Raw genomic sequence first — 24,648 nt, forward strand, 5'->3', positions numbered from 1 at the left:
TTGCCTTACCGCCGTAGGTTTTAGCCAGTACGGTAGTAATTGCTGCAGTCAGGGTGGTTTTACCGTGGTCGACGTGACCGATGGTGCCCACGTTTACGTGCAGTTTGTTACGCTGAAATTGCTCTTTCGCCATGGCGATAATTCCTTACGTTGTGCCTTCATGAGTCATGAAGGCATCAGTTCACAATTTTTAAACCGTAGCTTATTTGCTACGAGCTTCAATAACGGCCTGAGCGACGTTGTTCGGCGCATCATCGTACTTCAGGAACTCCATGGAGTAAGAAGCACGGCCTTTGGTCAGAGAACGCAGCTGGGTTGCATATCCGAACATTTCAGACAGCGGAACTTCAGCATGGATCTGAACGCCAGTAGCGTTAGATTCCTGTCCTTTGAGCATACCACGACGACGGCTAAGGTCACCGATAACGTCACCGGTGTTCTCTTCCGGAGTTTCTACTTCAACCTTCATGATTGGCTCAAGCAGAACAGGTTGTGCTTTCTTAAAGCCATCTTTAAAGGCTAAAGAAGCAGCCAGTTTAAACGCCAGCTCAGAGGAGTCGACATCATGGTATGAACCGAAGTGCAGACGAACACCCAGATCAACTACCGGATAACCAGCCAGTGGACCTGATTTCAGCTGCTCCTGGAGACCTTTATCAACCGCAGGGATGTATTCAGTTGGAATCACACCGCCCTTGATATCGTTGACAAATTCGTAACCTTTCGGATTAACGCCCGGCTCCAGTGGGTACATGTCGATAACAACATGACCATACTGACCACGACCACCAGACTGCTTGGCGTGTTTACCTTCGATATCGGTAACTTTCGCGCGAATCGCTTCACGGTAAGCAACCTGAGGTTTACCGACGTTCGCTTCAACGTTGAATTCACGCTTCATGCGGTCAACGATGATGTCGAGGTGCAGCTCACCCATACCTGCGATGATGGTCTGGTTGGTTTCTTCATCAGTCCATACGCGGAATGATGGATCTTCTTTCGCCAGACGACCCAGAGCCAGACCCATTTTTTCCTGGTCAGCTTTGGTTTTCGGCTCAACGGCGATAGAGATTACCGGCTCAGGGAATTCCATACGCTCAAGAATGATGACGTTGTCTGGGTCACACAGGGTGTCACCAGTGGTTACGTCTTTCAGACCGATCGCAGCGGCGATATCGCCCGCACGAACTTCCTTGATCTCTTCGCGTTTGTTCGCGTGCATCTGAACGATACGGCCCAGACGCTCACGGTTTGACTTAACCGGGTTGAACACGGTGTCACCGGTGTTAACAACACCAGAGTAAACGCGGAAGAAGGTCAGGTTACCAACAAACGGGTCGGTAGCGATTTTGAACGCCAGTGCAGCAAACGGCTCTTTGTCATCGGAATGACGCTCAGCCGGCGTGTCTTTACCGTCGTCCAGCATACCGTTAATCGCGGTAACGTCAGTCGGTGCTGGCAGGTATTCAACTACCGCATCCAGCATCGCCTGAACACCTTTGTTCTTAAATGCAGAACCACAGGTAACCAGGATGATTTCGTTTTTCAGAACGCGCTTACGCAGAGAAGTTTTAATCTCTTCTTCGGTCAGTTCTTCACCGCCGAAGAACTTCTCCATCAGCTCATCAGAACCTTCAGCAGCGGCTTCAACCAGCTTCGCACGCCACTCTTCAGCCAGTTCCTGCATATCAGCTGGAATATCTTCGTAAACGAAGGTAACGCCCTGATCGGCATCGTTCCAGTTGATCGCTTTCATTTTCACCAGGTCAACAACACCGGTGAAACCTTCTTCTGCGCCGATAGCCAGCTGAAGTGGAACTGGGTTTGCACCCAAACGCACTTTCATCTGGTCAACAACTTTCAGGAAGTTAGCACCCATGCGGTCCATTTTGTTAACGAACGCGATGCGTGGAACTTTATATTTGTTAGCCTGACGCCATACGGTTTCAGACTGTGGCTGAACACCACCAACTGCACAGTAAACCATTACTGCGCCATCAAGCACACGCATAGAACGCTCAACTTCGATGGTGAAGTCAACGTGTCCCGGGGTGTCGATGATGTTTACGTGGTGTGGTTCAAACTGCTTAGCCATACCAGACCAGAAACAGGTAGTCGCAGCAGACGTGATGGTAATACCACGTTCCTGCTCCTGCTCCATCCAGTCCATGGTTGCTGCGCCGTCATGAACTTCACCGATTTTGTGGTTTACACCGGTGTAGAACAGAACACGTTCGGTAGTTGTAGTCTTACCGGCGTCGATGTGCGCACTGATACCAATGTTACGGTAGCGCTCAATGGGTGTTTTACGAGCCATTTGATTCCTCTGATTCTTAGACGTTCTAAGTTAAAAAAGCCCAGCAGGTGAGTCACTGGGACGCCCGCTGGGTTTATAACAACTACGTTGCTGTTACCAGCGGTAGTGTGCGAACGCCTTGTTGGCTTCAGCCATGCGGTGAACGTCTTCACGTTTCTTAACTGCAGTACCTTTGTTCTCTGCAGCATCAGAAAGTTCGTTCGCCAGGCGGAGAGCCATAGATTTATCACCGCGTTTACGAGCAGCTTCTACGATCCAACGCATTGCCAGGGCATTACGACGAACCGGACGGACTTCAACTGGAACCTGGTAGGTAGAACCACCAACGCGACGTGACTTAACTTCGACAGTCGGACGTACGTTTTCGAGAGCAACCTCGAACGCTTCCAGGCCATCTTTACCAGCGCGTTGAGCCAGGGTATCAAGCGCGGTATAGACGATAGATTCAGCAGTAGATTTTTTACCATCTACCATCAGGATGTTTACAAATTTAGCCAGCAGCTCTGATCCGAACTTAGGATCCGGCAGAATTTTACGCTGACCAATGACGCGACGACGTGGCATGGAAATACTCCGTTGTTAATTCAGGATTGTCCAAAACTCTACGAGTTTAGTTTGACATTTAAGTTAAAACGTTTGGCCTTACTTAACGGAGAACCATTAAGCCTTTGGCTTCTTCACGCCGTACTTGGAGCGTGACTGCTTACGGTCTTTAACACCTGAGCAGTCCAGCGCGCCACGAACGGTGTGGTAACGCACACCTGGCAAGTCTTTAACACGACCGCCACGGATCAGGATCACTGAGTGTTCCTGCAGGTTATGACCTTCACCACCGATGTAGGAGGTAACTTCAAAACCGTTGGTCAAACGCACACGGCAAACTTTACGCAGTGCTGAGTTTGGTTTTTTAGGGGTAGTGGTGTACACACGAGTACATACACCACGTTTCTGCGGGCAAGCTTCCAGCGCAGGCACGTTGCTCTTTGCAACTTTGCGTACGCGTGGTTTGCGAACCAGCTGGTTAACTGTTGCCATTAAATAGCTCCTGGGATTTAGCTTTTTGCTTCGTAAACACGTAATAAATCGCCTCGTATTACTACGAGGAGGCAGAATTTTAGGGCTGTGTCAAAAGGGTGTCAAGAAATAACCAGGTTTTCGCTCTTACCAGGCCACTTGTTGTGGATGCTTCGCTGTCATCGCAACGAAACCAGTATAGTCCAAACGTGCTACATTGGTCGAAATTTGCTCATCCAGGCCGCGCGCGCCCACATCTTCTTCTAATACCCACAGCGTAGCCGGCGACGCGCTGAGCTTGATTAACATTTGGCTGCCAGCCAAAGCGGCGCTGACGCCATCCTGCAATAAAAGTAGATCGTCGCCTTCCTGCAATAAAAGCAGCAGGCTATCGAGGTCGCATTGCCAGGGAGATTGCAACAGCGTGTAGAGCATGATCAGTTCTCAGAATCGAATAACACGATGATAGGAAGCCAGCTTCTCGCGTAGCGATGCGGCATCCATCACTTCAGCGTTTAACACACGTTCGGCCGTCAAACTTTGCCCGCGCGCCAGCAGCGAATCGGCGCAGACAAAACACTGGTCAATATCGTACAACTCCAGCACGCCAAAGGTCGCGATGTAGTTACGCGCCAGAATTTGCTCAGGTTGTTGGTCGCGATTGAGCTGCAGCACGCCATCCCCGATAAAGAACAGACCGATATCTTCGCTTAGCGCGCCCGTCGCCAGCACAGCATCCAGCCCTTCCCTGCCCGCGCTGCTGCCGTGCGGTGCCTGAGTAAATAGAAAAGCCACGCGGTTCATCAGAATTGCACCAGACGATCGCAGCTGAGCGCGGCTTCTGCCAATGCGCCCAAACCGCTGAGTTCAAAACCCGGCTGCAAGTTACTGCCCGCCAGTTGCAAGCGCGCGGCTTCATGCGCGTCGGTTACGCCACGACGTAATGCTGCGGCCACGCAGATATTCAGCGCGGCGCCACTCTCAGCGCGCAATTGCTGCCATTCACGCACCATATCCACCTCATCGCTGGCCGGCGCGCTCAGTTGGTTGGCATTCAACACGCCTTCACGATAGAAGAACACGCCCTCCAGCTGGTGCCCGGCCTTGATGAGTGCACGCGCAAACAGCAGCGCGCTGCTGGCGTGTTGCGTGCCGTATGCCGGTCCGGTGACCAGCAAGGTGTAGCGCATTAGCGATCCTGCCCCTGAAAATCACCGCTTTTAAACTGACGAATATAGAGGTAAACCGTGTGCTTGGAGATATTAAGGCGATCGGCCACCTGGTTAATCGCATCTTTAATGTCGAAGATACCCTTCTCATACATATTGAGCACGATTTGGCGATTCTTAGCATTATTAGAGACGTTACGGTCAGCGCTCACTTCTTCAATCGCGAACTCAAGCGTCTGCATCACCAGATCTTCCACCGAGCTGGCAAAGTTGACGTTGGAATCCACCTGCTGCATCTCCGGCGGCATAAAGGTCGACATAATCTGCGAGAACGGAACGTCGAGGTTCATGTTGATGCACAGCAAGCCAATAACGCGCTGCTGGCGATTACGAATCGCGATCGTGACCGATTTCATCAGCACACCGCTTTTCGCGCGCGTGAAGTAGGCTCTGGAGACATTGCTGTCGGCGCCGTGCATATCGTGCAGCATACGCAGCGCCAAATCGGTAATCGGCGAACCCACTTTACGCCCGGTATGTTCACCGTTGGCGATACGCACCGCAGAACACTTCAAATCTTCCAGCGAGTGCAGCACGATTTCGCAGTGCGAGCCAATCAGCATCGCCAGGCCATCGACAACGGCTTCGTAGGATTTGAGGATATCGTAATCTGCTTGCTCGAACGGACGTTGCTCCAGTAAATCGAAGTCAGTCAGTTCACCGGGATTGAATGGATTAGACATCGAAGACATTACCCTAAATGGCTGGAGCCTGTCTCGACAGCATTGGGGCAGACTCATATTGTGATAATTGTGCAGGCGCTAGTCTGGCAAATGTGATGGTCTTTAGCCAGACCTTTACTCTCTTCTCCGCAATAAAAACGCCGCCCGAGGGCGGCGTGATGCAGAAAGTTAAGATTACTGGGCTTTCTGATCGGCAGCGACTGGAGCCTGCGCTTTTTCGTCCGCTTTCGGCGCGGGTTTGATGTCGAGCAGTTCAACATCGAACACCAGCGTAGAGTTGGCCGGAATACCCGGAACGCCATTTTTGCCGTAAGCCAGGTTCGGTGGGATCACCAGCTTGATTTTACCGCCTTTCTTCACGTGCTTCAGACCTTCGGTCCAGCCCGGAATCACACCGTCCAGACGGAACGACAGCGGCTCACCGCGGGTATAAGAGTTATCGAACTCAGTACCGTCGATCAGCGTCCCTTTGTAGTTCACAACCACAGTGTCGCTGTCTTTCGGCGCGCTACCGGTACCCTCTTTCTCTACCTGATACAGCAGGCCAGATTCGGTTTTCTTCACGCCTTTTTCTTTAGCGAATTTGTCAGCGTAAGCGGAACCCTTATCGGAGTTCTCTTTCGCGTCTTTTTCCATCTTCGCCTGAGCAGCACCTTTTACGCGGCCTTCAAACGCCTGCAGGGTTTGCTCGATCTCTTGATCAGAGAGCTTGCTCTTGCCGCCAAAGGCGTCCTGAACACCCGCGATCAACTGATCTTTATCAAGTTTGATGCCCAGCTTCTCTTGTTCCTTCAGAGAGTTGTCCATGTAGCGACCCAGGGACGCGCCAAGTGCATAAGCTGATTGCTGGTCTTCGTTTTTGAAGGCTGCATTTTTCGGTGCTTGCGGCGCAGCCTGAGCGGCGTCTGCTGGAGCAGCGGCGGTTTCTGCTGCCATTGCCAGCGGTGCATTCAGCGCGAAGGCCATGGTGGTAGCTAACAATGTGACTTTAAACAGTGAATTCATCCTTTCTCCAAAACCGAAGCCTCTAACCTCGGGAATCATTGCGGACTGAGGCCCACACTATAACTTTACGTGGCAGCGGCGAACACTCCCACAATGTAATTACCCGTCCAACCTCCGACCTTTTTTGCTTCAGGAAGTTTCATCAGAGATATAGGCGTTATGCGCCGTTTCAATGCAGCATGGCGCGGAAAGGTAAAATATCAGGTGATTCTGAAGCGAAAGGCCGTAGAATCAGGCCCGAAACAGACTAACGTGCAGCACCGCAAGATGAGGAAAGATCATGCAACCAACAGAATGGGAACAACGCCTTGAGGCGCTGGAGAGCAAGCTGGCTTTTCAGGAATACACCATCGATCAGCTCAATCAAACGGTGGTTCAGCATGAGCTGGAGATGATCAGACTGCGTGAGCAGGTCCGTCTGTTAATCGATAAAGTGAAAGATAGCGCGCCGTCGATAATTGCCTCGCAATCTGAAGAAACCCCGCCGCCACATTACTAAAAAGAAAAGGCCACCCGAAGGTGGCCTCGCCAGCATCACACTAATTAGTGGCTGCAGCCGCAACCGCCAGTGCCACAACCGCCCTGGCCGTGATCGTGACCATGGTCGTGGTCATGATCGTGGTCATGATCGTGATGATGACCATCAGCGCCATGCACGTGACCGTGCGCCAGCTCTTCTTCGGTCGCTGCGCGAATCGCCACAACTTCCACGTTGAAGTTCAGGTTCTGACCCGCCAGCATGTGGTTACCATCAACCACTACGTGCTCATCTTCAACTTCGGTGATTTCAACCGGCACTGGACCCTGATCGGTTTCTGCCAGGAAGCGCATGCCAACCTGCAGTTCGTCAACGCCCATAAACACGTCTTTTGGCACGCGCTGTACGAGGTTGTCATCGTATTGACCGTAAGCGTCGTTCGCCGGGATATGCACGTCAAACTTATCGCCTACATCATGATTTTCCAGCGCTTTTTCCAGACCAGAAATCAGGGAACCATGACCGTGCAGATAGTCCAACGGCGCACTCACCGGTGACTCGTCAACCAACACACCGTCTTCGGTACGAACCTGATACGCCAGGCTCACCACCAGGTCTTTTGCTACTTTCATGATATCTCCTAACCGTTGAGAACTAAGATCCCGTCCCATTGGTCAATTTTGCGTGCAATAACCAACCAGAAAGGTTCAAGACTGAGGATGCCAACAAATGTGTTGTTGCATACTGCTCAGCGTTAATGGCGCCGATTGTAACGGAATTCAATCCCGCTGTAAGTTCAAGCTTAAAAAAAGCTGAGCCATTGCGCTACTCAGGATGAAAAATGCCGATCACTTGCTCATTGCTGCGAACCTGATCGCGCACCTGCTTATCCGCTTCCCGCATTTGATGACCGCACTCGACGCACTCCACCACATCAACATTGTTCTCACGCCACAATGCCAACGTGTCTTTTTCCTGGCAGTGCGGGCAAACCGCACCGGCAATAAATTGTTTACGCATACTGTTTCCTGCCGTCGTTAGTGAACGGATTGAGTAAGTATAGTTCTACTCGTCATCCCAGCCGTCAAACTGACGTTTCTCGTGCTGCATTTCGCGCTGGAAGATATCCTCCAGCTCGCGCCGCGCCTCACGCACACGCGAAACCTGCGCGCTGTCATCGTGGCTGGGCACCAGCTCACGCAGCATACGCATATCCAGACGACGGAAATGTTGCTGCGCGCGCTGCGCCTGATGCGGATGCATGCCCAGCGAGATCAGCGTTTTACGACCCAGCTCCAGCGCACTGGAGAACGTCTCACGCGAGAACAGCGTAACACCCGCCTGCAACAGTTCGTGCGCCTCAACACGTCCACGCGCACGCGCCAGGATTTCCAGCTGCGGGAAATGCTGCTGACACAGTTGTACGATGGTCATCGAATCTTCCGGATCGTTACAGGTAATGACGATGGATTGCGCATTCTCCGCGCCCGCCGCACGCAGCAGCTCCAGCTCGGTGGCGTCGCCATAGTAAACCTTATAGCCATATTTACGCATCAGGCTCACCGCGGAGATATCACGCTCCAGCACGGTAATGCGCTTGTTGTTCGCCATCAGCAAACGGCCAACAACCTGACCAAAACGACCAAAGCCCACCACAATCACCTGCGGCCGATCGTCCTCAACAAAGTGCTTCTCGGCATTTTCATCGGGCTCATTAAAGCGGTGCGCCAGTAAACGATCGATGCCGTTCATCAGCAGCGGCGTGGTCATCATGGATAACGTCACCGTCACCAGCAGCAGCGGCATTTGGTCGCCGCTGAACATTTTGGCTGACGACGCCGCCGAGAACAGCACAAAGGCAAACTCGCCGCCCTGGCTTAACACACCGGCAAACTGCTGGCGCTCCGAACTGCGCAGGCCATAAATGCGCCCAAGCACATACAGCACCAGCGTTTTCACCGTCACCAGAATCAGCACGCCCAACAAAATTTCAGTGATGTGGGTATAAAGCACGCCGAGATTCAGCGCCATGCCAACCGAAATAAAGAACAAGCCCAGCAACAAACCTTTGAACGGTTCGATGGCCACTTCCAGCTCGTGGCGATACTCGCTTTCCGCCAACAGAATACCGGCGATGAAAGTACCGAGCGCCATCGACAGGCCGAGCGCATCCATAAACAGTGCCGAACCCAGCACCAGCAGCAGCGAGGCGGCAGTAAACACTTCGCGCACGCCGGATGCGGCAATGAAGCGCAGAATCGGGCGCAGCAGATAACGACCACCAATCAGCATCCCGCCGAACGCCAGCACTTTCATCCCAACTTTCAACCAGTCAACATGACCGCTGTCGCCGCCCGCCAGCAGCGGCACCAGCGCCAACGCGGGAATCACCGCTAGATCCTGGAACAGCAACACTGAGAAACCGAGCTGTCCCGATTCACTGCGGTTCATGCCTTTATCGCGCATCAGCTGCAGCGCCATCGCCGTGGATGACATTGCCAGACCAATGCCGCCAATCACCGCCGCCTGCCAGCTAAAGTCGGTCAGCCACAGCAATCCGCCGAGAATGGCGGCGGAAATCAGCACCTGAGCCGCACCAACGCCAAATATCGAACGGCGCAGCGCCCACAGTTTCGAGGGGTTCAGTTCAAGCCCGATGATGAACATCAGGAACACCACGCCGAGTTCCGAGAAGTGCAAAATCTCCTCGACGTCGCTGATGAACCCCAAACCCCACGGACCAATCGCGATACCGGCCAGCAGATAGCCCAGCACCGCGCCAATGCCGAGACGCGCTGCAATCGGCACAATCAGCACCGCCGCGACCAGATAAATCACGCCCGCCGTCAGTAACGTTTCGCCTTCCATCACACTCCTCCCTGCGGCAGCGGTGAAGCCAGCCAGTCGCCGTATGCGCGCGCAAAATTACGCATCACGTCCGGCGTTTGTCGACGCGCCCAGTAAATCACCATCGGCGTCATCCAGTGCATGCGACACATCTGCGCCGTCAGCTCAAACGGACGCATGATGTCACTCATCGGATAGCGATTCAGGCCGCTGGGGTGATACGCCGCTTCCGGTTCGCCGGTGGTGACCACGCTGCGCCAGTATTTGCCTTCCAGCGCATTACCATCCGGTCCGCTGGCAAAGCCGCGCGACAGCACACGATCCAGCCACTCCTTCAGGAGCGCCGGGCAGCTGTAGGTATAAAGTGGATGTTGGAATACAACGATTTGATGGTCGCGCAGCAGCTGCTGCTCATAGTGAATATCAATAAAAAAATCCGGATAGTGGGCGTATAAATCGTGCACCGTGACGTGGTCCAGTTCCATAGCCGACTGCAGCAAAACCCGATTAGCAATCGAATCCTGTGATTCCGGATGGGCGTAAAGCAGCAATATTTTGGGTGGCTGCGACATCGTTCCCCTCCAAAGCGTCGTCACGGCACAGGAATTCCGCTACCATGCTCGACGCAACAAATTTTCTCGAATTATGTTGCCGGTAAATTAACATATTCTGACGATACGGCGCTTATGATTGTCTTTTCAGCACTACAAATTCGCCGCGGCACCAATGTGCTGCTGGATAACGCAACAGCCACCATTAACCCAGGCCAGAAAGTTGGCTTAGTGGGCAAAAATGGCTGCGGCAAATCGACGCTGCTGTCATTGCTGAAGGGCGAAATCAGCAGCGATGCAGGTAACGCTACGTTCCCGAGCAACTGGGCGCTGGCGTGGGTCAATCAGGAAACCCCGGCGCTGAGCAAACCCGCGCTGGAGTATGTTATCGACGGCGACCGTGAATATCGTCAGCTTGAATCCGAATTGGCCGACGCCAATGCGCGCAACGATGGCAACGCCATCGCCCTGCTGCACGGCAAGCTGGATGCGATTCAGGCGTGGAGCATACCTGCTCGCGCCTCAAGTTTGTTGCACGGTTTGGGCTTTAGCCAGGAACAATTAATGCGGCCGGTGAGCGATTTCTCCGGTGGCTGGCGCATGCGCCTTAACCTCGCGCAGGCGCTGGTGTGCCGTTCCGATCTGCTGCTGCTGGATGAACCGACTAACCACCTCGATCTGGATGCGGTGATCTGGCTTGAACGCTGGCTGAAAAGCTACGAAGGCACGCTGGTGCTGATTTCGCACGACCGCGACTTCCTTGATCCGGTGGTCGATAAGATCATCCACATCGAACAGCAGACGATGTTTGAATACACCGGTAACTACAGCTCGTTCGAACGTCAGCGCGGCGCCAAGCTGGCGCAGCAGCAAGCGCTGTTCCAGAGCCAGCAGGAAAAAGTGGCGCACCTGCAGAAGTATATCGATCGCTTCCGCGCGCAGGCGACCAAAGCCAAGCAGGCGCAGAGCCGCATCAAAATGCTGGAGCGCATGGAATTGATTGCGCCAGCACACGTCGATAACCCATTCAGCTTCAGTTTCCGCGCGCCAGAAAGCTTGCCGAATCCGTTGCTGAAGATGGAGCGCGTTACCGCCGGTTATGGCGAACGCATTATTCTCGACGCCATCAAACTCAACCTTGTGCCGGGTTCACGTATTGGCCTGCTGGGCCGTAACGGCGCGGGTAAATCGACGCTGATTAAGCTGCTAGCCGGTGAGCTCGACGCGCTGGATGGCAAAGTTGGCCTGGCGAAAGGCATTAAGCTCGGTTACTTCGCCCAGCATCAGCTGGAATATCTGCGCGCCGATGAATCACCCTTGCAGCATTTATCACGCATCGCACCGAAAGTGCTGGAGCAGCAGCTGCGCGACTACCTTGGCGGCTTCGGCTTCCAGGGCGATAAAGTCAGCGAAATCACCGAACGTTTCTCCGGCGGCGAAAAAGCGCGTCTGGTGCTGGCATTAATTGTCTGGCAGCGCCCGAACCTGCTGCTGCTTGATGAACCAACTAACCACCTCGATCTTGATATGCGTCAGGCGCTGACCGAAGCGCTGATTGATTTCGAGGGCGCGCTGGTGGTGGTCTCGCACGATCGCCATCTGCTGCGCGCCACCACCGACGATCTTTATCTGGTGCACGACGGCAAGGTCGACGTGTTTGAGGGTGATCTGGAAGATTATCAGCAGTGGCTGAGCGATCTGCAAAAGCAAGCGCAACAGGATGCCGCACCGAAGCAGGACAACGGCAACAGCGCGCAATCGCGCAAAGACCAGAAACGCCGCGACGCCGAACTGCGCGCACAAACGCAGCCGCTGCGTAAAGAGATCGAGAAGCTTGAGAAGCAGATGGTGAAGTGGCAGAGCCAGCTCAGCGACGCGGAAGCCCAGTTAGCCGACAGCGCGATTTACGATCAGAGCCGCAAAGCCGATTTGAATGTGGCGCTGCAGCGCCAGGCCGAGAGCAAGGCGGCGCTGGAAGAGGTCGAAATGGCGTGGCTGGATGCGCAGGAACAGCTGGAGCAGATGCTGGCGGGTTGAGTGTGCGCGCTGTCCCCCATCCCGGCCTTCCCCCGTAAGCGGGGGAAGGAGACGCTGCCACATGTAGCTTAATCACTGACATGTGGCAGCATCTTCCTCCCCTATTTATGGAAGTGTGCACGCTGTCCCCCATACCGGCCTTCCCCCGCAAGCGGGGGAAGGAGACGCTGCCACATGTAGCTTAATCACTGACATGCGGCAGCATCTTCCTCCCCTATTTATGGGGGAGGACCGAGGAGGGGGAATGCGAGCACTATTCCAAATTAAAACGGCTTATCCCCTAACACCGTCGCGCGATGCATCACCCGCCGCGCCGGATAATAATCCGCATTAGCATAGTGTTGGGTCACGCGATTATCCCAAATCGCCACATCATTCTCCTGCCAGCGCCAGCGCACCTGGAACTCCGGTTTGGCGCTATGCCAGAACAGGAAGTTAAGCAGCGCATCGCTCTCTTTTTCGCTCAAGCCCAGCAAACGCGTGGTAAAACCTTCGTTGACGAACAGCGCCTTGCGTCCGCTTACCGGATGGGTACGAATCACCGGATGCTGCACCGGCGGGTTCTTTGCCACCGCTTGCTGCCAGCGATGATGCTCTTCCTCGGTTTTACGGTATTTGTACTCCTGAAACGACTTCTTAAAGTCGTGCTCCGCCTGCAGTCCATTCAACAGCGTCTTAAACGGTTCAGACAGCGCTTCATAGGCCGCAATGCCGGTTGACCACAAGGTATCGCCGCCGCTTTCCGGCAGCAGCTTCGAAGCCAGAATCGCAATTGCCGGCGGGGTTTGAATAAAGGTGACATCGGTGTGCCAGTTGTCGTTATCCGGCGGATTATCCTGATGCGTATCCAGCACGATGATCTCTTCCACGCCTTCCGCATGCGGATAGACCGGATGGATATGCAGATCGCCAAAGCGAATCGCCAGCGCGCGCTGCTGTTCCGGGGTAATCACTTGATTGCGCAGGAACAGCACCTGATGGCGCAGCAAGCCATGATAGAGCTGTTCAAACTGGGCATCGCTCAGCGGACGGCTGAGGTCGACATCACTGACCTGCGCCCCAATATTCGGGCCCAGCGCGGTAAAAGAAAGTCGTTCGTTCATTGCTGTTCTCCATTCCAGGGCGTCAGTCGGCGCTGCAAGGCGCGCAGACCCAGTTCTAAGCCAAAGGCAATCAGGGCGATCACGGCGATACCGGCCAGCACCACGTCGGTGGCGAGGAACTCACCGGCCGACTGCACCATAAAGCCGAGTCCACGCGTAGCGGCAATCAGTTCCGCCGCCACCAGCGTTGACCAACCTACGCCGAGACCAATGCGCAAACCGGTGAGGATTTCCGGCAGCGCGCCAGGCAGAATCACGTAGCGCAGCAGTTGCCAGCGCGATGCGCCAAGCGCCTGCGCCGCGCGAATCCGTACCTGCTGGGCATTCTTCACACCCGCCAGCGTCGACAAGGTCACCGGCGCGAAAATCGCCAGATAAATCAGTAAAATCTTCGAGGTTTCGCCGATGCCAAACCAGATCACCATCAGCGGCAAATAAGCCAGCGGCGGTACCGGGCGATAGAGTTCGATCAGCGGATCAAGCAAGCCGCGAATCGCCGGGCTCAGGCCCATGGCGATGCCGACCGGAATCCCAATCAGCGCGGCAAAGAACAGCGCCACCAGCATACGCGCCACGCTGGCACCCAGATGCTGCCATAATGTGGCGTCCATAAAACCTTGCGGGCTAGCAATCAATATCAGCTTCTGCAGCACCACTTGCGGCGGCGGTAAGAACAGCGGTGCCACTAAGCCGAGCGCGGTAATAGCCCACCACAACAGCAGCAACAAGCCCACGCTGAGCAGGCTGAGTGAGAACTGGCGCGAGAACGGCCAGCGCAGTCCACGACGACGCATTTGGGTCTTCCCATCAATCACCGCACTCATATAAACGCCTCACGCTGGGAAAACACCTGATTCAGTACATATTCACGACGTTCGATAAACGCCGGATCGGATTTGATGCTGCGGCACGGTTCCCCGGCGGCGAAGCGTTGGCCGAAGTCGAGTTTCAAACGCTCCACTACGCGGCCCGGTCCCGGCGACAGCAGCACCAGTTCGCTGGCGAGGAACACCGCTTCTTCGATGTCGTGGGTGATCAGCAGAATCTGCTTGCCGGTATCACGCCACAGCGTTAGCAGCAGGGTTTGCATCTGTTCACGGGTAAAGGCGTCCAGCGCGCCAAATGGCTCATCTAACAGCAGCAACTGAGGATCAGCCGCCAGCGCACGCGCAATGCCCACGCGCTGACGTTGACCCCCAGAGAGCTGCCAGATATAACGCTGCTCTGCACCTTCCAGTCCTACTTTGCGGATCAAACGGCGTGCAATGCTATGGCGCTCCGCCTTCGCCATGCCCGCCAGTTGCAAACCGAACGAAACGTTATCGATCACGTTGCGCCACGGCAGCAATCCTTCATTTTGAAACACTACGCCGCGCTCAGCGCCCGGCCCTTTTACCGCTTTGCCATCCAGCGTAATGCTGCCAGATTCCAGCGGCAGAAAGCCGGCGATGAGGTTCAGCAGCGTGGTTTTGCCACAGCCGGAGGGACCTAACACCACCAGCAGGTCTCGGCTGCCCAGCTGCAGGTTGATGTCCTGCAGCGCGGGTTGTCCGGCGTAACGCGCATTGAGATGGGTGATGTTAAGCATACGGCCTCCGGTTATTTCACTAAGGGTGCAACGAAGCGCGTGGTGACGAAGCTGCTGTAATCGCTATCCGCTTCTGGCACTTTGCCCTGCTCTTTCAGGAAGCCGGCAGTATCGACAATCGCCTTGTTCACCGGCTTGCCGAGCTGCTCCACCTGCTGCTGCGCGGTGAGGTACGTGTTGCCTTTTACCAGCACCGGCACATCCGCTTCGGGTACACCGCTCAGGCGCGCCAGCTTGCTCAGGTTGTCTGACTGCTTCAGCCATTGATCCGGATTGGCAATGTAAGCTTGCTGCGCTTCAACGGCGCTGCGGGCAAAGGCGGTGACGATTTCTGGATGCTGCTGCGCAAAGTCTTTACGCACCACCCACACATCAAGCGTTGGCGCGCCCCACTTGCCGACCTGCGAAGAGTCCGTCAGCACCTTGCCATCTTTCTCCAGCTCGTTGACCGCCGGAGACCAGACGTAAGCGCCGTCAATATCACCGCGTTTCCATGCAGCAATAATCGCCGGCGGCTGCAGGTTGACTAAGGTCACTTGCGAAGGCTTGATGCCCCAATGCTTGAGCGCGGCGAGGACGCTGTAGTGCGTAGTCGAGATGAACGGCACGGCGATGCGCTTGCCAATCAGGTCTTTAGGATCTTTGATGGTTTTCTTCACCACCAGCGCTTCGGAGTTACCGAGCTGAGAGGCCAGCAGGAAAGCTTCAATCGGCAGCTTTTGCGTGGCGGCGACCGCCAGCGGGCTGGAACCGATATTACCAATCTGCACGTCGCCCGACGCCAGTGCACGTAACACGCTGGCCCCGCTATCAAATTTGCGCCAGTCGACGGTAGCACCGCTCTCTTTGGCGAAGGTGTTATCCGCCTGCGCCACTTTGGCTGGTTCAGCCGAGGTCTGATACGCCACGGTAACGTTGACCGCTTGCGCCTGGAACGCCATCAGGGCCAGAGCCGCTGTGACCGCCGTTATTGTTTTTTTCATTGCCATCATCATTCACCCCAATGTGTTTTGTCTGGGCAGTTTCTCCAGCAACAGTAATTTCATAAAGGAATTAAAAATTATCCCTAATGACGATCCGTTCTTAGATCAACATCGGGCAAGGCTATGCAAAAAGTGCAAATGGAAAGAAAAGGGAAAGCGGTAAATATGTCACACGCTCACATGGCAGCTGTGATATTGATAGAGATCTCATTTTTTAACTCTTTACTAACGGTCCTGAATCCATGTCGATAGAGAAAGTCGCACACCTGGCTGGCGTGTCAAAAGCCACCGTTTCACGGGTTTTGAACCAGAATCCCGGCGTGCGCCCGGATACGCGTGCCAAAGTGCTGGCGGCCATCGACATCTGCGACTATCAGCCCAACCTGCTGGCGCGCCAGCTGCGCACTTCGCAAAGCCATATGTTGTTAGTGCTGATTCCCGACATCACCAATCCGTTCTGCTCACGCGTGGTTCAGGGCATTGAAGCCGAAGCTGAAGCGCAGGGTTACCACATTCTGCTGTGTAACTCAGGATCGCAGCTGCGGCGCGAAGCGGCCTACATTGCGTTGCTCACCGGCAAAGTGGTCGACGGCGTGATCACCATGGATGCCGCCAGCAGCCTGCATGAGCTGAAAGAATTGATTGGCGATCAGCCTTGGGTGCAGTGCGCGGAATACGATCCGTCGATCGCCGCCTCAAGCGTGGCGATTGATAATAAAGAAGCGGCTTTCGAAACCGTGCGTTATCTGGCGAGCAAAGGCCGACGTCGTATTGCGCTGGTGAACTGTGATATGCGCTACCTCTATTCACATAAGCGTGAAGAGGGATATCGCGCGGCGCTGGAGCAGCTGGATCTCAGCTGGTGCGGTGTGGCTTATGCCGAGAATATCACCTGCGAAGCGGGCAGTGCGGCTTTGCGCGAACTGCTCACGCAGCCGGAACCGCCGGATGCGGTGTTTGCGGTATCAGATGTGTTGGCGGTCGGCGTCATCCACGCGGCGTTGGAAGCAGGTTTACGCGTGCCGGAAGATTTAGCGGTGGTGGGATTTGATGGCATCAACTTTACCAGCAGCCTGAATCCACCGCTGACCACGATTGAGCAGCCGATGAATCGTATGGGTGTGCGCAGCGTACAGCTGTTGCTGCAACGCATCCGCCAGCCTAACGCGTCGGTGGTCCATGAAGTGTTGCCGTGGAAGCGCGTTGAACGCGCTTCCAGCTAACTTAGCGCCAAATCAGCAATACGCAGGCAGCGGTGAGCAAGCCCATCGCCAGATTGAAGATTTTCCACGCGCGTGGGCTGCGCAGCAGACGTCCAATCAGCGAGCCAAAGCCCATCCAGATCACCCCGGAAACCACGTTCACCATGAACATGCCGATGCTGATTGCCACCACCGAATGCAGATATTCGCTGCCCGCCAGGCTGAAGCTGGCCACCGCGCCGAGCGCCATCAGCCACGCTTTCGGGTTGATCAACTGCAGCAAGCCGCCTTGCCAGAAAGGCATCTGCTTCACCGTGACAGCGTCGGTTTCCAGTTTTTCATACTCGGCGCTGGCGATTTTCCATGCCAGCCACAGCAGATAAAGGCTACCGGCAATCTTCAGGATGAGATGCAGCGAGGGATAAAGCAGGATGAGGCCGCCGATGCCAAATGCCACCATTAGCAACATGACTTGCATACCAATCATGATACCAATCAGCAGCGGAATGGTGCGCAGGAAGCCAAAATTAGCACCCGAGGCGGTAAGTAACATATTATTGGGCCCGGGCGTGATGGCCGCGACCCAGAGAAAACCTAACATTGATAAAAAAAGACTCAGTTCCATGTATATTCGGGTGCTCCTCACCCAGTAAAGCGAACAACCCATCGAAGCTATCAGCGACTTATGCATCAGACAAGCCTTTACCCAAGCTATTTTGATCGCCCCAGCGGCGAGCGTTTTAAACCCCTGCGCGGATTCAGTAACGCGCATCTGCAAACGCTGCTGCCGCGTATTCTGCGGCGCCGCGTTACGTTACGTCCGCACTGGCAGCGTCTTGACCTGCCGGACGGCGATTTTGTCGATTTAGCGTGGAGTGAAGATCCGGCGCAGGCGCGTCATAAACCGCGCATGGTGATGTTTCACGGACTGGAAGGCAGCTTTCGCAGCCCGTATGCGCACGGCCTGATGCAGGCGTGTCAGGCACGCGGCTGGCTGGCGGTGGTAATGCACTTTCGCGGCTGCAGCGGCGAGCCTAATCGCTTAAAGCGCATCTATCACTCCGGTGAAACCGAAGACGCCACCTACTTCCTTCACTGGCTGCAGCGCGAATGGGGCAGCGTGCCCACCGCCGCCGTCGGCGTTTCGCTGGGCGGCAACATGCTTGCTTGCCTGCTGGGTCAGCAAGGTCACGATGCACCGATTGATGCTGGCATCGCCATCTCAGCGCCGCTGGCGCTCGAGCCGTGCAGCGGCAAGCTGGATGTGGGTTTTTCACGCTTTTATCAGCACTATTTACTGACGCAGCTGAAAAAGAACGCCACGCGCAAACTGCGCGCCTGGCCTGGCACGCTGCCGGTCGATCTCAGCCAGTTACGTGCTTTCCGCCGCTTACGCGAGTTCGATGATGCGATAACCGCACGTGCGCACGGTTTTATTGACGCCAACGACTATTATCAACGAGCCAGCGCGATGCCGTTGCTGACCGGCGTGCGTAAACCGCTGTTGATCATTCACGCGCAAGACGATCCCTTTATGACCGATGCCGTTATTCCGCAACCTGACCAGCTGTCAGCCTCCATTCAGTATCAGCTGACGCAGCAAGGCGGCCACGTCGGTTTCGTCGGCGGCACCGTTCTTAAACCGAAAATGTGGCTGGAACAGCGCGTGCCCGACTGGCTCTCAACCTATCTGGATGTGTAATTTTGATTATTCCCTGGCAAGAACTCGAAGCGGACACGCTGGAAAACCTGATTGAAACCTTCGTGTTACGCGAAGGCACTGATTACGGCGAGCAGGAACGCAGTTTGCTGCAAAAAGTCGCCGACGTACGCCGCCAACTGGAGCGCGGCGACGTGGTGCTGGTGTGGTCGGAACTGCATGAATCGATCAATATTATGCCGAAGGGTGAATTCCGCGGCTGATGCACCCCGCGGCAATTCGTGGTAACAATGCTCATCGCCGGACTTCACAGGGAGCTCTGTTATGTCAGCCAGGCATCCAATTATTGCCGTCACCGGTTCCAGCGGCGCCGGAACCACCACCACCAGCCTCGCCTTCCGTAAGATTTTCCAGCAGCTGAATTTGCATGCGGCGGAACTCGAAGGCGACAGTTTCCATCGCTACACACGTCCGGAAATGGACATGGCGATCCGCAAGGCGCGCGATCTCGGGCGTCACATCAGCTACTTCGGTCCGGAAGCCAACGACTTCGGCCTGCTGGAGCAAACGTTTAAACATTACGGCCAAACCGGCCTTGGCGAATCGCGCAAATATCTGCATACCTACGATGAAGCCGTGCCGTGGAATCAGGTGCCGGGCACCTTTACGCCGTGGCAGCCGCTGCCGGAAAACACCGATGTGCTGTTCTATGAAGGCTTACACGGCGGCGTGGTCACGCAGCAGCAAAATGTGGCGGAGCATGTCGATCTGCTGGTTGGCGTGGTGCCGATTGTTAACCTTGAGTGGATTCAGAAGCTGGTGCGTGACACCAGCGAGCGCGGCCATTCACGCGAAGCGGTGATGGATTCGGTGGTACGGTCAATGGAGGATTACATTAACTTCATCACGCCACAGTTCTCGCGCACCCACATTAACTTCCAGCGCGTGCCGACCGTTGATACCTCAAACCCGTTTGCCGCACGCGAAATTCCGTCGCTCGACGAAAGCTTCGTGGTGATCCATTTCCGTGGTCTGGAAGGCATCGCGTTCCCCTATCTGCTGGCGATGATTCAGGGATCGTTTATTTCCCACATCAATACGCTGGTGGTGCCGGGTGGCAAAATGGGATTGGCGATGGAGCTGATTATGCTGCCGCTGGTACAGCGACTGATTGAAGGGAAGCGGATTGAATAAGCAAAGTTATTCCGTAGCGGCGCAATTTATTGCGCCGCTACAACCCGAGTTATAACTCGATCACCTCATAGCTATGGGTAATTTCCACGCCTTTACCCAGCATGATCGCTACCGAACAATATTTTTCCGCTGACAGATCAACCGCGCGCGAAACGGCCTTATCACTCAACGCTTTACCGCTAACGATAAAATGCAGGTTGATGTGAGTAAAAATGCGTGGCGCTTCTTCACGGCGTTCCGATGTGAGCTTCACTTCGCAATCGGCCACATCGCTGCGCCCTTTTTGCAGGATCGACACCACATCAATAGCGCTACAGCCGCCCGCGGCCATCAGCACCATCTCCATTGGACTTGGCGCTTTATCACCGGAATTACCATCCATCAATACCTGATGGCCGGATGAGGATTCTCCGAGAAAGGTAAGACCTTCCACCCATTTCACTCGTGCCTGCATGATTCTTTCTCCTGAAGCGGCGGTTTTGCCGCCAGAGTACGCTTTCACCTGACAAACAGCAATCCAGAGTAATCCCCCTTCTGCTGAAGCGAGACAACACAAGACAGCTCGCAAAAGCTGTGCTACAAACAGTGCTGAAAATATTTTCGTCATTACAGACGAAGGCCGGAAGAATCAAAAGCGTAGCTTAAGAGTCCACCCGGAATAATTTTTCCTTTACTGGAAACGCTCGACGATTAAACCGCCTGACAGGGAAAAAATGCCCCCTGTGTTTTGGGCACGATTACAACAGAGGATAATAGCGAATGGTTCTCGGCAAACCGCAAACAGACCCTACACTCGAATGGTTCCTGTCCCATTGCCATATTCACAAATATCCATCCAAAAGCACGCTCATCCATCAGGGTGAGAAAGCGGAAACGCTGTACTACATCGTAAAAGGTTCCGTAGCGGTACTGATTAAAGATGAAGAAGGCAAAGAGATGATTCTCTCCTACCTCAATCAGGGGGATTTCATCGGCGAACTCGGTCTTTTCGAAGAAGGCCAGGAACGTAGTGCTTGGGTGCGTGCGAAGTCTGCCTGCGAAGTGGCTGAAATTTCATACAAAAAATTCCGTCAGCTGATTCAGGTAAACCCGGATATTTTAATGCGACTTTCGTCGCAAATGGCGCGTCGTCTGCAAGTGACATCTGAGAAAGTGGGCAACCTTGCCTTCCTCGATGTCACCGGACGTATTGCGCAAACGCTGCTAAATCTGGCCAAACAGCCAGATGCGATGACTCACCCAGACGGGATGCAAATCAAAATCACCCGTCAGGAGATTGGTCAGATCGTGGGCTGCTCACGCGAAACCGTGGGTCGTATCCTGAAAATGCTGGAAGATCAGAACCTGATCTCCGCACACGGTAAAACCATCGTCGTTTACGGCACCCGCTAATTTCTTCTCACCCACGGCGTGATGGCAACATCGCGCCGTTTCTATTTGCGATGAGCTGATGTGGCGCCGAATCATCTATCATCCCGAAGTTAACTATGCGCTGCGGCAAACGCTGGTGCTGTGCCTGCCTGTGGCTCTCGGTTGGCTGTTTGGCGATCTGCAAAAAGGTCTGCTGTTCTCGTTAGTGCCGGCCTGCTGCAACATGGCGGGACTGGATACGCCGCACAAACGCTTCTTCAAACGCCTGATTGTGGGTGGTTCGCTGTTTGCCACCGGCAGTTTCCTGATGCAAATCCTCACCGCTTACCAGATTCCGCTGCCGCTGATTTTGCTGGCGCTGCCGCTGCTGATTGGCGTAACCGGCGAAATCGGCCCGCTGCACGCGCGCCTGCTGCCCGCCACACTCATCGCCGCCATCTTTACGCTCAGCTTAGTGGGACGCATGCCGATGTGGGTGCCGCCGCTGCTCTATATTGGCGGCACGCTGTGGTACGGCTTGTTCAACTGGTTCTGGTTCTGGCTGTGGAAAGAGCAGCCGATGCGCGAATCGCTCAGCCTGCTGTTCCGCGAGCTGGCGGATTACTGCGATGCCAAATACACCTTACTGACGCAGCTGACCGATCCGGAGAAAGCGCTGCCGCCGCTGCTGGCGCGCCAGCAAAAGGCGGTCGATCTCATCACCACCTGCTATCAGCAAATGCATATGCTGTCGGCGAGCCGCGATAACAGCCACAAACGCCTGACGCGCGCTTTCCAGGTTGCGCTGGATTTACAGGAACACATCTCCGTGAGTTTGCATCAGCCCGAAGAGGTGCAGAAGCTGGTTGAGGAGAGCCACGCCGAAGCGGTGATTCGCTGGAACGCCAAGATTATCTCGGCGCGGCTGCGCGTGCTGGCGGATGCGATTCTCTACCATCAGCTGCCGGACCGTTTTCACATGGAGAAACAGCTCGGCGCGCTGGAGAAAATTGCACGCCAGCATCCGGATAATCCGGTCGGCAACTTCTGCCTGTACCACTTCAGTCGCATCGCCCGCGTGTTGCGTACGCAGAAGCCGCTCTACACGCGTGACCTGATGGCCGATCGCCAGCGCCGTTTGCCGCTGTTGCCGGCGCTGCGCAGTTATCTGTCATTCAAATCCACCGCGTTACGCACCGCAGCCCGCTTCGCTGTGATGCTGATGTTTGGCAGCTCGCTGGCGCTGTTCTTCAACATCCCCAAACCTTACTGGATTCTGATGACCATCATGTTCGTCAGCCAGAACGGTTACAACGCCACGCGCGTGCGTATTCAGCACCGTGCGCTGGGCACTTTCGCCGGATTGCTGATCGCCGCCGCGTCGCTGCAGCTGGCGGTGCCGGAATCGATCACGCTGCTGTTTATGCTGGGGATTACGCTGGCGAGCTATCTGATCACGCGGAAATATTATGGCTGGTCGATGATTGGCTTTACCGTCACGGCGGTGTATTCGCTGCAATTGCTGTCGCTGAACGGCGCGCAGTTTCTGCTGCCGCGCATGATGGATACCTTGATGGGCTGTTTAATTGCCTTCGCCGGGATGATTTGGCTGTGGCCGCAGTGGCAAAGCGGGCTGCTGCGCAAGAACGCGCACGATGCGCTGGAAGCCTATCAGGAGGCGCTGCAACTGCTGCTGGGGCCGGAACAGTCGCCCGATAAACTGGCTTATCAGCGCATAAAGGTTAATCAGGCGCACAACGCGCTGTTCAACTCATTGAACCAGGCATCGAGCGAGCCGGGCTTTAACCTGCAATATCTGAAAGATATGCGCATGTGGGTTACGCACAGTCAGTTCATCGTCGAGCATATTAATGCCATGACGATTCTGGCGCGCGAGCACACCATGCTGACATCGAAGCTGGCAGAAGGTTATCTGCAATCCTGTGAAATCGCGCTGCAGCGTTGTCAGCAGCGGCTGGCGTATGACGGTCCGGGCAACGACAGCAATATTCTGGAAGCGCCGGAGAATCTTAATGAAGGGCCGGTGACGATTGTCGAACAGCATGTGAAGCGGATCTTGCAGCACCTCAGCGTAATGCACACCATCTCTTCGCTGGCGTGGAGCCAGCGACCGCATCATGGCCGCTGGCTCAAGGTGTTACGTCCGAAAGCGGATTAAGCGGCCAGCACCTTCTCAATCGCGCTGGCGAAACGCGTCATGCCTTCGGCGATATCGGTCGGTTCAATCACCAGCGACGGCACAAAACGGATCACGTCAGTACCGGCGGTGAGAATCATCAGCCCTTCCGCGGCGGAAGCGTTGAGGATGTCACGCGCTTTGCTGGCGAACTGCGGCTTCAGCGCGGCACCAATCAACAGACCTTTGCCGCGAATCTCGCTGAAGATAGCGAATTTGCTGTCGATGGCTTGCAGCGCTTCAACAAACTGCTGACGACGCGCTTCCACACCTTCCAGCACTTCTGGCGCGTTGATGATGTCCAGCGCGGTTTCAGCGATGGCACACGCCAGCGGATTGCCGCCGTAAGTGGTGCCGTGCACGCCCGGCGCCATTACTGAGGCGATTTCGTTGGTGGTCAACATCGCACTCACCGGGAAACCGCCGCCCAGCGCTTTGGCGGTGGTGAGGATATCGGGCTTGATACCGTAATGTTCATACGCAAAGAGTTTGCCGCTGCGTCCCATGCCGCTCTGCACTTCATCCAGCACCAACAGCGCATGATGTTCATCACAGAGTGCGCGCAGGCCTTGCATAAATTCTGGCGTAGCCGGCATTACGCCGCCTTCGCCCTGAATCGGCTCGACCACGATGGCGCAGGTATGGTCGTCAATCACCGCTTTCACCGCATCGAGATCGTTGAACGGCACATGCACGATATCCGCCGGTTTTGGACCGAAGCCATCAGAATATTTCGGCTGACCGCCCACCGACACGGTGAACAGCGTGCGACCGTGGAAGGCGTTATGGAAGGCGATGATTTTACTTTTGAACGGGCTGTGTTTTTTGCAGGCGTAATAACGCGCCAGCTTGAATGCCGCTTCATTGGCTTCCGCGCCGGAATTACCGAAAAACACCCGATCGGCAAAGGTCGCGGCAATCAGTTTACTCGCCAGACGCAGCGCCGGTTCGTTGGTGAACACGTTGCTGGTATGCCATAGCGTTTCGCCCTGGTTTTTCAGCGTTTCCACCAGCGCCGGATGACAATGGCCCAATGCAGTCACCGCGATACCGCCAGAGAAATCGATATACTCTTTGCCCTGCTGATCCCACACTCGGCTGCCTTTACCTTTTACCGGCACAAACTGCGCAGGTGCATAAACAGGCAAAATTACGTTATCGAACGTTTCCCGGGTTACCGCTAGTTTTTCCGCTGCCATTGACGACCTCA

The 24,648-nt window shown here is 55.1% G+C and carries 28 protein-coding genes; 8 read left to right on the top strand and 20 right to left on the bottom strand.

The features are described 5' to 3' along the window. From ACFQW4_RS18830 to fkpA, 9 genes are all read right to left on the bottom strand, one after another. Positions 1 to 133: GTP-binding protein (locus ACFQW4_RS18830; protein ID WP_255526522.1), on the bottom strand; the 133-nt coding region annotated here is incomplete at its 3' end. Positions 134 to 202: 69 nt separating this feature from the next. Beyond that, positions 203 to 2,317, bottom strand: coding sequence for an elongation factor G (gene fusA, locus ACFQW4_RS18835; protein WP_101762633.1), 2,115 nt, complete (start codon positions 2,315 to 2,317; stop codon positions 203 to 205). 93 nt (positions 2,318 to 2,410) lie between these two features. Further along, positions 2,411 to 2,881 carry a 30S ribosomal protein S7 gene (rpsG, locus tag ACFQW4_RS18840; RefSeq protein WP_007886246.1) on the bottom strand — a complete coding sequence of 157 codons (471 nt, stop codon included), beginning with the start codon at positions 2,879 to 2,881 and terminating at the stop codon, positions 2,411 to 2,413. Between the two features lie 96 nt (positions 2,882 to 2,977). Next, entirely contained in the window at positions 2,978 to 3,352 is a 375-nt protein-coding gene (gene rpsL / locus ACFQW4_RS18845; RefSeq protein ID WP_006120575.1) for a 30S ribosomal protein S12, read from the bottom strand. Positions 3,353 to 3,478: 126 nt separating this feature from the next. Then, the gene (gene tusB, locus ACFQW4_RS18850; protein WP_137386634.1) at positions 3,479 to 3,766 is read right to left on the bottom strand and encodes a sulfurtransferase complex subunit TusB; all 288 of its coding nucleotides are present in this window, start codon (positions 3,764 to 3,766) and stop codon (positions 3,479 to 3,481) included. 9 nt (positions 3,767 to 3,775) lie between these two features. Beyond that, positions 3,776 to 4,135 (bottom strand): sulfurtransferase complex subunit TusC, encoded by a 360-nt coding sequence (gene tusC, locus ACFQW4_RS18855; protein WP_137386635.1) that lies wholly within the window; start codon positions 4,133 to 4,135, stop codon positions 3,776 to 3,778. Next, a complete protein-coding gene (gene tusD / locus ACFQW4_RS18860) occupies positions 4,135 to 4,521 on the bottom strand; it encodes a sulfurtransferase complex subunit TusD (RefSeq protein ID WP_377726627.1) in 387 nt (128 codons plus the stop codon). Before tusD ends, tusC begins: the two co-directional genes overlap by 1 nt. Beyond that, on the bottom strand, positions 4,521 to 5,243 hold the full coding sequence (locus ACFQW4_RS18865; protein WP_007886240.1) for a transcriptional regulator: 723 nt from the start codon (positions 5,241 to 5,243) through the stop codon (positions 4,521 to 4,523). The genes tusD and ACFQW4_RS18865 overlap by 1 nt, the downstream gene beginning before the upstream one ends. A gap of 174 nt (positions 5,244 to 5,417) precedes the next feature. Then, on the bottom strand, positions 5,418 to 6,248 hold the full coding sequence (gene fkpA / locus ACFQW4_RS18870; RefSeq protein ID WP_101762637.1) for an FKBP-type peptidyl-prolyl cis-trans isomerase: 831 nt from the start codon (positions 6,246 to 6,248) through the stop codon (positions 5,418 to 5,420). A gap of 280 nt (positions 6,249 to 6,528) precedes the next feature. On the opposite strand from fkpA, the gene ACFQW4_RS18875 reads away from it, so the two are divergent. Further along, positions 6,529 to 6,747, top strand: a complete 219-nt coding sequence (locus ACFQW4_RS18875; protein WP_137386638.1) for a protein SlyX — start codon at positions 6,529 to 6,531, stop codon at positions 6,745 to 6,747. Between the two features lie 44 nt (positions 6,748 to 6,791). Here ACFQW4_RS18875 and slyD read toward each other — a convergent pair whose 3' ends face one another. From slyD to kefG, 4 genes are all read right to left on the bottom strand, one after another. Beyond that, a complete protein-coding gene (slyD, locus tag ACFQW4_RS18880) occupies positions 6,792 to 7,358 on the bottom strand; it encodes a peptidylprolyl isomerase (protein WP_377726632.1) in 567 nt (188 codons plus the stop codon). Positions 7,359 to 7,551: 193 nt separating this feature from the next. Continuing rightward, positions 7,552 to 7,746: a YheV family putative zinc ribbon protein gene (locus ACFQW4_RS18885; protein WP_007892203.1), complete on the bottom strand. Its 195-nt coding sequence runs from the start codon at positions 7,744 to 7,746 to the stop codon at positions 7,552 to 7,554. 45 nt (positions 7,747 to 7,791) lie between these two features. Continuing rightward, the gene (gene kefB, locus ACFQW4_RS18890; protein WP_110867600.1) at positions 7,792 to 9,594 is read right to left on the bottom strand and encodes a glutathione-regulated potassium-efflux system protein KefB; all 1,803 of its coding nucleotides are present in this window, start codon (positions 9,592 to 9,594) and stop codon (positions 7,792 to 7,794) included. Next, complete coding sequence (gene kefG / locus ACFQW4_RS18895) at positions 9,594 to 10,145, bottom strand: glutathione-regulated potassium-efflux system ancillary protein KefG (RefSeq protein WP_101762639.1); 552 nt, start codon at positions 10,143 to 10,145, stop codon at positions 9,594 to 9,596. The genes kefB and kefG overlap by 1 nt, the downstream gene beginning before the upstream one ends. A gap of 114 nt (positions 10,146 to 10,259) precedes the next feature. Here kefG and ACFQW4_RS18900 point away from each other — a divergent pair, with 114 nt between their 5' ends. Then, on the top strand, positions 10,260 to 12,161 hold the full coding sequence (locus ACFQW4_RS18900) for an ABC transporter ATP-binding protein (RefSeq protein ID WP_280172151.1): 1,902 nt from the start codon (positions 10,260 to 10,262) through the stop codon (positions 12,159 to 12,161). A gap of 263 nt (positions 12,162 to 12,424) precedes the next feature. On the opposite strand, the gene tauD is transcribed toward ACFQW4_RS18900, so the two are convergent. From tauD to tauA, 4 genes are read right to left on the bottom strand one after another with little or no spacing between them, the layout of a single operon-like run. Beyond that, positions 12,425 to 13,264: a taurine dioxygenase gene (tauD, locus tag ACFQW4_RS18905; protein WP_377726638.1), complete on the bottom strand. Its 840-nt coding sequence runs from the start codon at positions 13,262 to 13,264 to the stop codon at positions 12,425 to 12,427. Further along, entirely contained in the window at positions 13,261 to 14,088 is an 828-nt protein-coding gene (gene tauC / locus ACFQW4_RS18910) for a taurine ABC transporter permease TauC (RefSeq protein ID WP_217549937.1), read from the bottom strand. The genes tauD and tauC overlap by 4 nt, the downstream gene beginning before the upstream one ends. Beyond that, on the bottom strand, positions 14,085 to 14,852 hold the full coding sequence (gene tauB / locus ACFQW4_RS18915) for a taurine ABC transporter ATP-binding subunit (RefSeq protein ID WP_101762643.1): 768 nt from the start codon (positions 14,850 to 14,852) through the stop codon (positions 14,085 to 14,087). The genes tauC and tauB overlap by 4 nt, the downstream gene beginning before the upstream one ends. Positions 14,853 to 14,863: 11 nt before the next feature. Then, positions 14,864 to 15,844 (bottom strand): taurine ABC transporter substrate-binding protein, encoded by a 981-nt coding sequence (gene tauA, locus ACFQW4_RS18920; protein ID WP_377726642.1) that lies wholly within the window; start codon positions 15,842 to 15,844, stop codon positions 14,864 to 14,866. Between the two features lie 233 nt (positions 15,845 to 16,077). Between tauA and ACFQW4_RS18925 the strand changes: the two genes are divergently transcribed. Beyond that, positions 16,078 to 17,058: a LacI family DNA-binding transcriptional regulator gene (locus ACFQW4_RS18925; protein ID WP_101762645.1), complete on the top strand. Its 981-nt coding sequence runs from the start codon at positions 16,078 to 16,080 to the stop codon at positions 17,056 to 17,058. A gap of 1 nt (position 17,059) precedes the next feature. Here the strand turns inward: ACFQW4_RS18925 and ACFQW4_RS18930 are convergent, their stop codons facing one another. Beyond that, positions 17,060 to 17,662: a LysE family translocator gene (locus ACFQW4_RS18930; protein ID WP_192414872.1), complete on the bottom strand. Its 603-nt coding sequence runs from the start codon at positions 17,660 to 17,662 to the stop codon at positions 17,060 to 17,062. 60 nt (positions 17,663 to 17,722) lie between these two features. On the opposite strand from ACFQW4_RS18930, the gene ACFQW4_RS18935 reads away from it, so the two are divergent. The 3 genes from ACFQW4_RS18935 (at position 17,723) to ACFQW4_RS18945 (ending at position 19,891) form a co-directional block, all read left to right on the top strand. After that, positions 17,723 to 18,739 carry a hydrolase gene (locus tag ACFQW4_RS18935; RefSeq protein WP_110867605.1) on the top strand — a complete coding sequence of 339 codons (1,017 nt, stop codon included), beginning with the start codon at positions 17,723 to 17,725 and terminating at the stop codon, positions 18,737 to 18,739. A gap of 2 nt (positions 18,740 to 18,741) precedes the next feature. After that, the gene (locus ACFQW4_RS18940; RefSeq protein WP_007892223.1) at positions 18,742 to 18,960 is read left to right on the top strand and encodes a YheU family protein; all 219 of its coding nucleotides are present in this window, start codon (positions 18,742 to 18,744) and stop codon (positions 18,958 to 18,960) included. Positions 18,961 to 19,021: 61 nt separating this feature from the next. Next, positions 19,022 to 19,891 (top strand): phosphoribulokinase, encoded by an 870-nt coding sequence (locus tag ACFQW4_RS18945; protein ID WP_101762648.1) that lies wholly within the window; start codon positions 19,022 to 19,024, stop codon positions 19,889 to 19,891. A gap of 49 nt (positions 19,892 to 19,940) precedes the next feature. Here ACFQW4_RS18945 and ACFQW4_RS18950 read toward each other — a convergent pair whose 3' ends face one another. Next, on the bottom strand, positions 19,941 to 20,345 hold the full coding sequence (locus ACFQW4_RS18950; protein WP_101762649.1) for an OsmC family protein: 405 nt from the start codon (positions 20,343 to 20,345) through the stop codon (positions 19,941 to 19,943). A gap of 305 nt (positions 20,346 to 20,650) precedes the next feature. Here ACFQW4_RS18950 and crp point away from each other — a divergent pair, with 305 nt between their 5' ends. After that, on the top strand, positions 20,651 to 21,283 hold the full coding sequence (crp, locus tag ACFQW4_RS18955) for a cAMP-activated global transcriptional regulator CRP (protein ID WP_003852956.1): 633 nt from the start codon (positions 20,651 to 20,653) through the stop codon (positions 21,281 to 21,283). Positions 21,284 to 21,341: 58 nt separating this feature from the next. Then, on the top strand, positions 21,342 to 23,420 hold the full coding sequence (locus ACFQW4_RS18960) for a YccS/YhfK family putative transporter (RefSeq protein ID WP_101762650.1): 2,079 nt from the start codon (positions 21,342 to 21,344) through the stop codon (positions 23,418 to 23,420). On the opposite strand, the gene ACFQW4_RS18965 is transcribed toward ACFQW4_RS18960, so the two are convergent. Then, positions 23,417 to 24,637 carry an aspartate aminotransferase family protein gene (locus tag ACFQW4_RS18965; RefSeq protein ID WP_377726651.1) on the bottom strand — a complete coding sequence of 407 codons (1,221 nt, stop codon included), beginning with the start codon at positions 24,635 to 24,637 and terminating at the stop codon, positions 23,417 to 23,419. The genes ACFQW4_RS18960 and ACFQW4_RS18965 overlap by 4 nt on opposite strands. Between the last annotated feature and the right edge of the window lie 11 nt (positions 24,638 to 24,648).

Source organism: Pantoea sp. GCM10028869 (genome assembly GCF_042666835.1).
GTDB classification, from domain to species: Bacteria; Pseudomonadota; Gammaproteobacteria; order Enterobacterales; family Enterobacteriaceae; genus Pantoea; species Pantoea leporis.

Coding starts and splice junctions, on each gene's coding strand:
- tauD (WP_377726638.1), bottom strand. CDS start 13,264: ATGAACGAACGACTTTCTTTTACCGCGCTGGGCCCGAATATTGGGGCG.
- kefB (WP_110867600.1), bottom strand. CDS start 9,594: ATGGAAGGCGAAACGTTACTGACGGCGGGCGTGATTTATCTGGTCGCG.
- rpsL (WP_006120575.1), bottom strand. CDS start 3,352: ATGGCAACAGTTAACCAGCTGGTTCGCAAACCACGCGTACGCAAAGTT.
- ACFQW4_RS18875 (WP_137386638.1), top strand. CDS start 6,529: ATGCAACCAACAGAATGGGAACAACGCCTTGAGGCGCTGGAGAGCAAG.
- tauC (WP_217549937.1), bottom strand. CDS start 14,088: ATGAGTGCGGTGATTGATGGGAAGACCCAAATGCGTCGTCGTGGACTG.
- ACFQW4_RS18885 (WP_007892203.1), bottom strand. CDS start 7,746: ATGCGTAAACAATTTATTGCCGGTGCGGTTTGCCCGCACTGCCAGGAA.
- rpsG (WP_007886246.1), bottom strand. CDS start 2,881: ATGCCACGTCGTCGCGTCATTGGTCAGCGTAAAATTCTGCCGGATCCT.
- ACFQW4_RS18935 (WP_110867605.1), top strand. CDS start 17,723: ATGCATCAGACAAGCCTTTACCCAAGCTATTTTGATCGCCCCAGCGGC.
- tusB (WP_137386634.1), bottom strand. CDS start 3,766: ATGCTCTACACGCTGTTGCAATCTCCCTGGCAATGCGACCTCGATAGC.
- tusC (WP_137386635.1), bottom strand. CDS start 4,135: ATGAACCGCGTGGCTTTTCTATTTACTCAGGCACCGCACGGCAGCAGC.
- fkpA (WP_101762637.1), bottom strand. CDS start 6,248: ATGAATTCACTGTTTAAAGTCACATTGTTAGCTACCACCATGGCCTTC.
- tusD (WP_377726627.1), bottom strand. CDS start 4,521: ATGCGCTACACCTTGCTGGTCACCGGACCGGCATACGGCACGCAACAC.
- ACFQW4_RS18900 (WP_280172151.1), top strand. CDS start 10,260: ATGATTGTCTTTTCAGCACTACAAATTCGCCGCGGCACCAATGTGCTG.
- ACFQW4_RS18925 (WP_101762645.1), top strand. CDS start 16,078: ATGTCGATAGAGAAAGTCGCACACCTGGCTGGCGTGTCAAAAGCCACC.
- slyD (WP_377726632.1), bottom strand. CDS start 7,358: ATGAAAGTAGCAAAAGACCTGGTGGTGAGCCTGGCGTATCAGGTTCGT.
- kefG (WP_101762639.1), bottom strand. CDS start 10,145: ATGTCGCAGCCACCCAAAATATTGCTGCTTTACGCCCATCCGGAATCA.
- ACFQW4_RS18960 (WP_101762650.1), top strand. CDS start 21,342: ATGTGGCGCCGAATCATCTATCATCCCGAAGTTAACTATGCGCTGCGG.
- ACFQW4_RS18945 (WP_101762648.1), top strand. CDS start 19,022: ATGTCAGCCAGGCATCCAATTATTGCCGTCACCGGTTCCAGCGGCGCC.
- ACFQW4_RS18950 (WP_101762649.1), bottom strand. CDS start 20,345: ATGCAGGCACGAGTGAAATGGGTGGAAGGTCTTACCTTTCTCGGAGAA.
- fusA (WP_101762633.1), bottom strand. CDS start 2,317: ATGGCTCGTAAAACACCCATTGAGCGCTACCGTAACATTGGTATCAGT.
- crp (WP_003852956.1), top strand. CDS start 20,651: ATGGTTCTCGGCAAACCGCAAACAGACCCTACACTCGAATGGTTCCTG.
- tauA (WP_377726642.1), bottom strand. CDS start 15,844: ATGATGGCAATGAAAAAAACAATAACGGCGGTCACAGCGGCTCTGGCC.
- ACFQW4_RS18965 (WP_377726651.1), bottom strand. CDS start 24,637: ATGGCAGCGGAAAAACTAGCGGTAACCCGGGAAACGTTCGATAACGTA.
- tauB (WP_101762643.1), bottom strand. CDS start 14,852: ATGCTTAACATCACCCATCTCAATGCGCGTTACGCCGGACAACCCGCG.
- ACFQW4_RS18865 (WP_007886240.1), bottom strand. CDS start 5,243: ATGTCTAATCCATTCAATCCCGGTGAACTGACTGACTTCGATTTACTG.
- ACFQW4_RS18930 (WP_192414872.1), bottom strand. CDS start 17,662: ATGGAACTGAGTCTTTTTTTATCAATGTTAGGTTTTCTCTGGGTCGCG.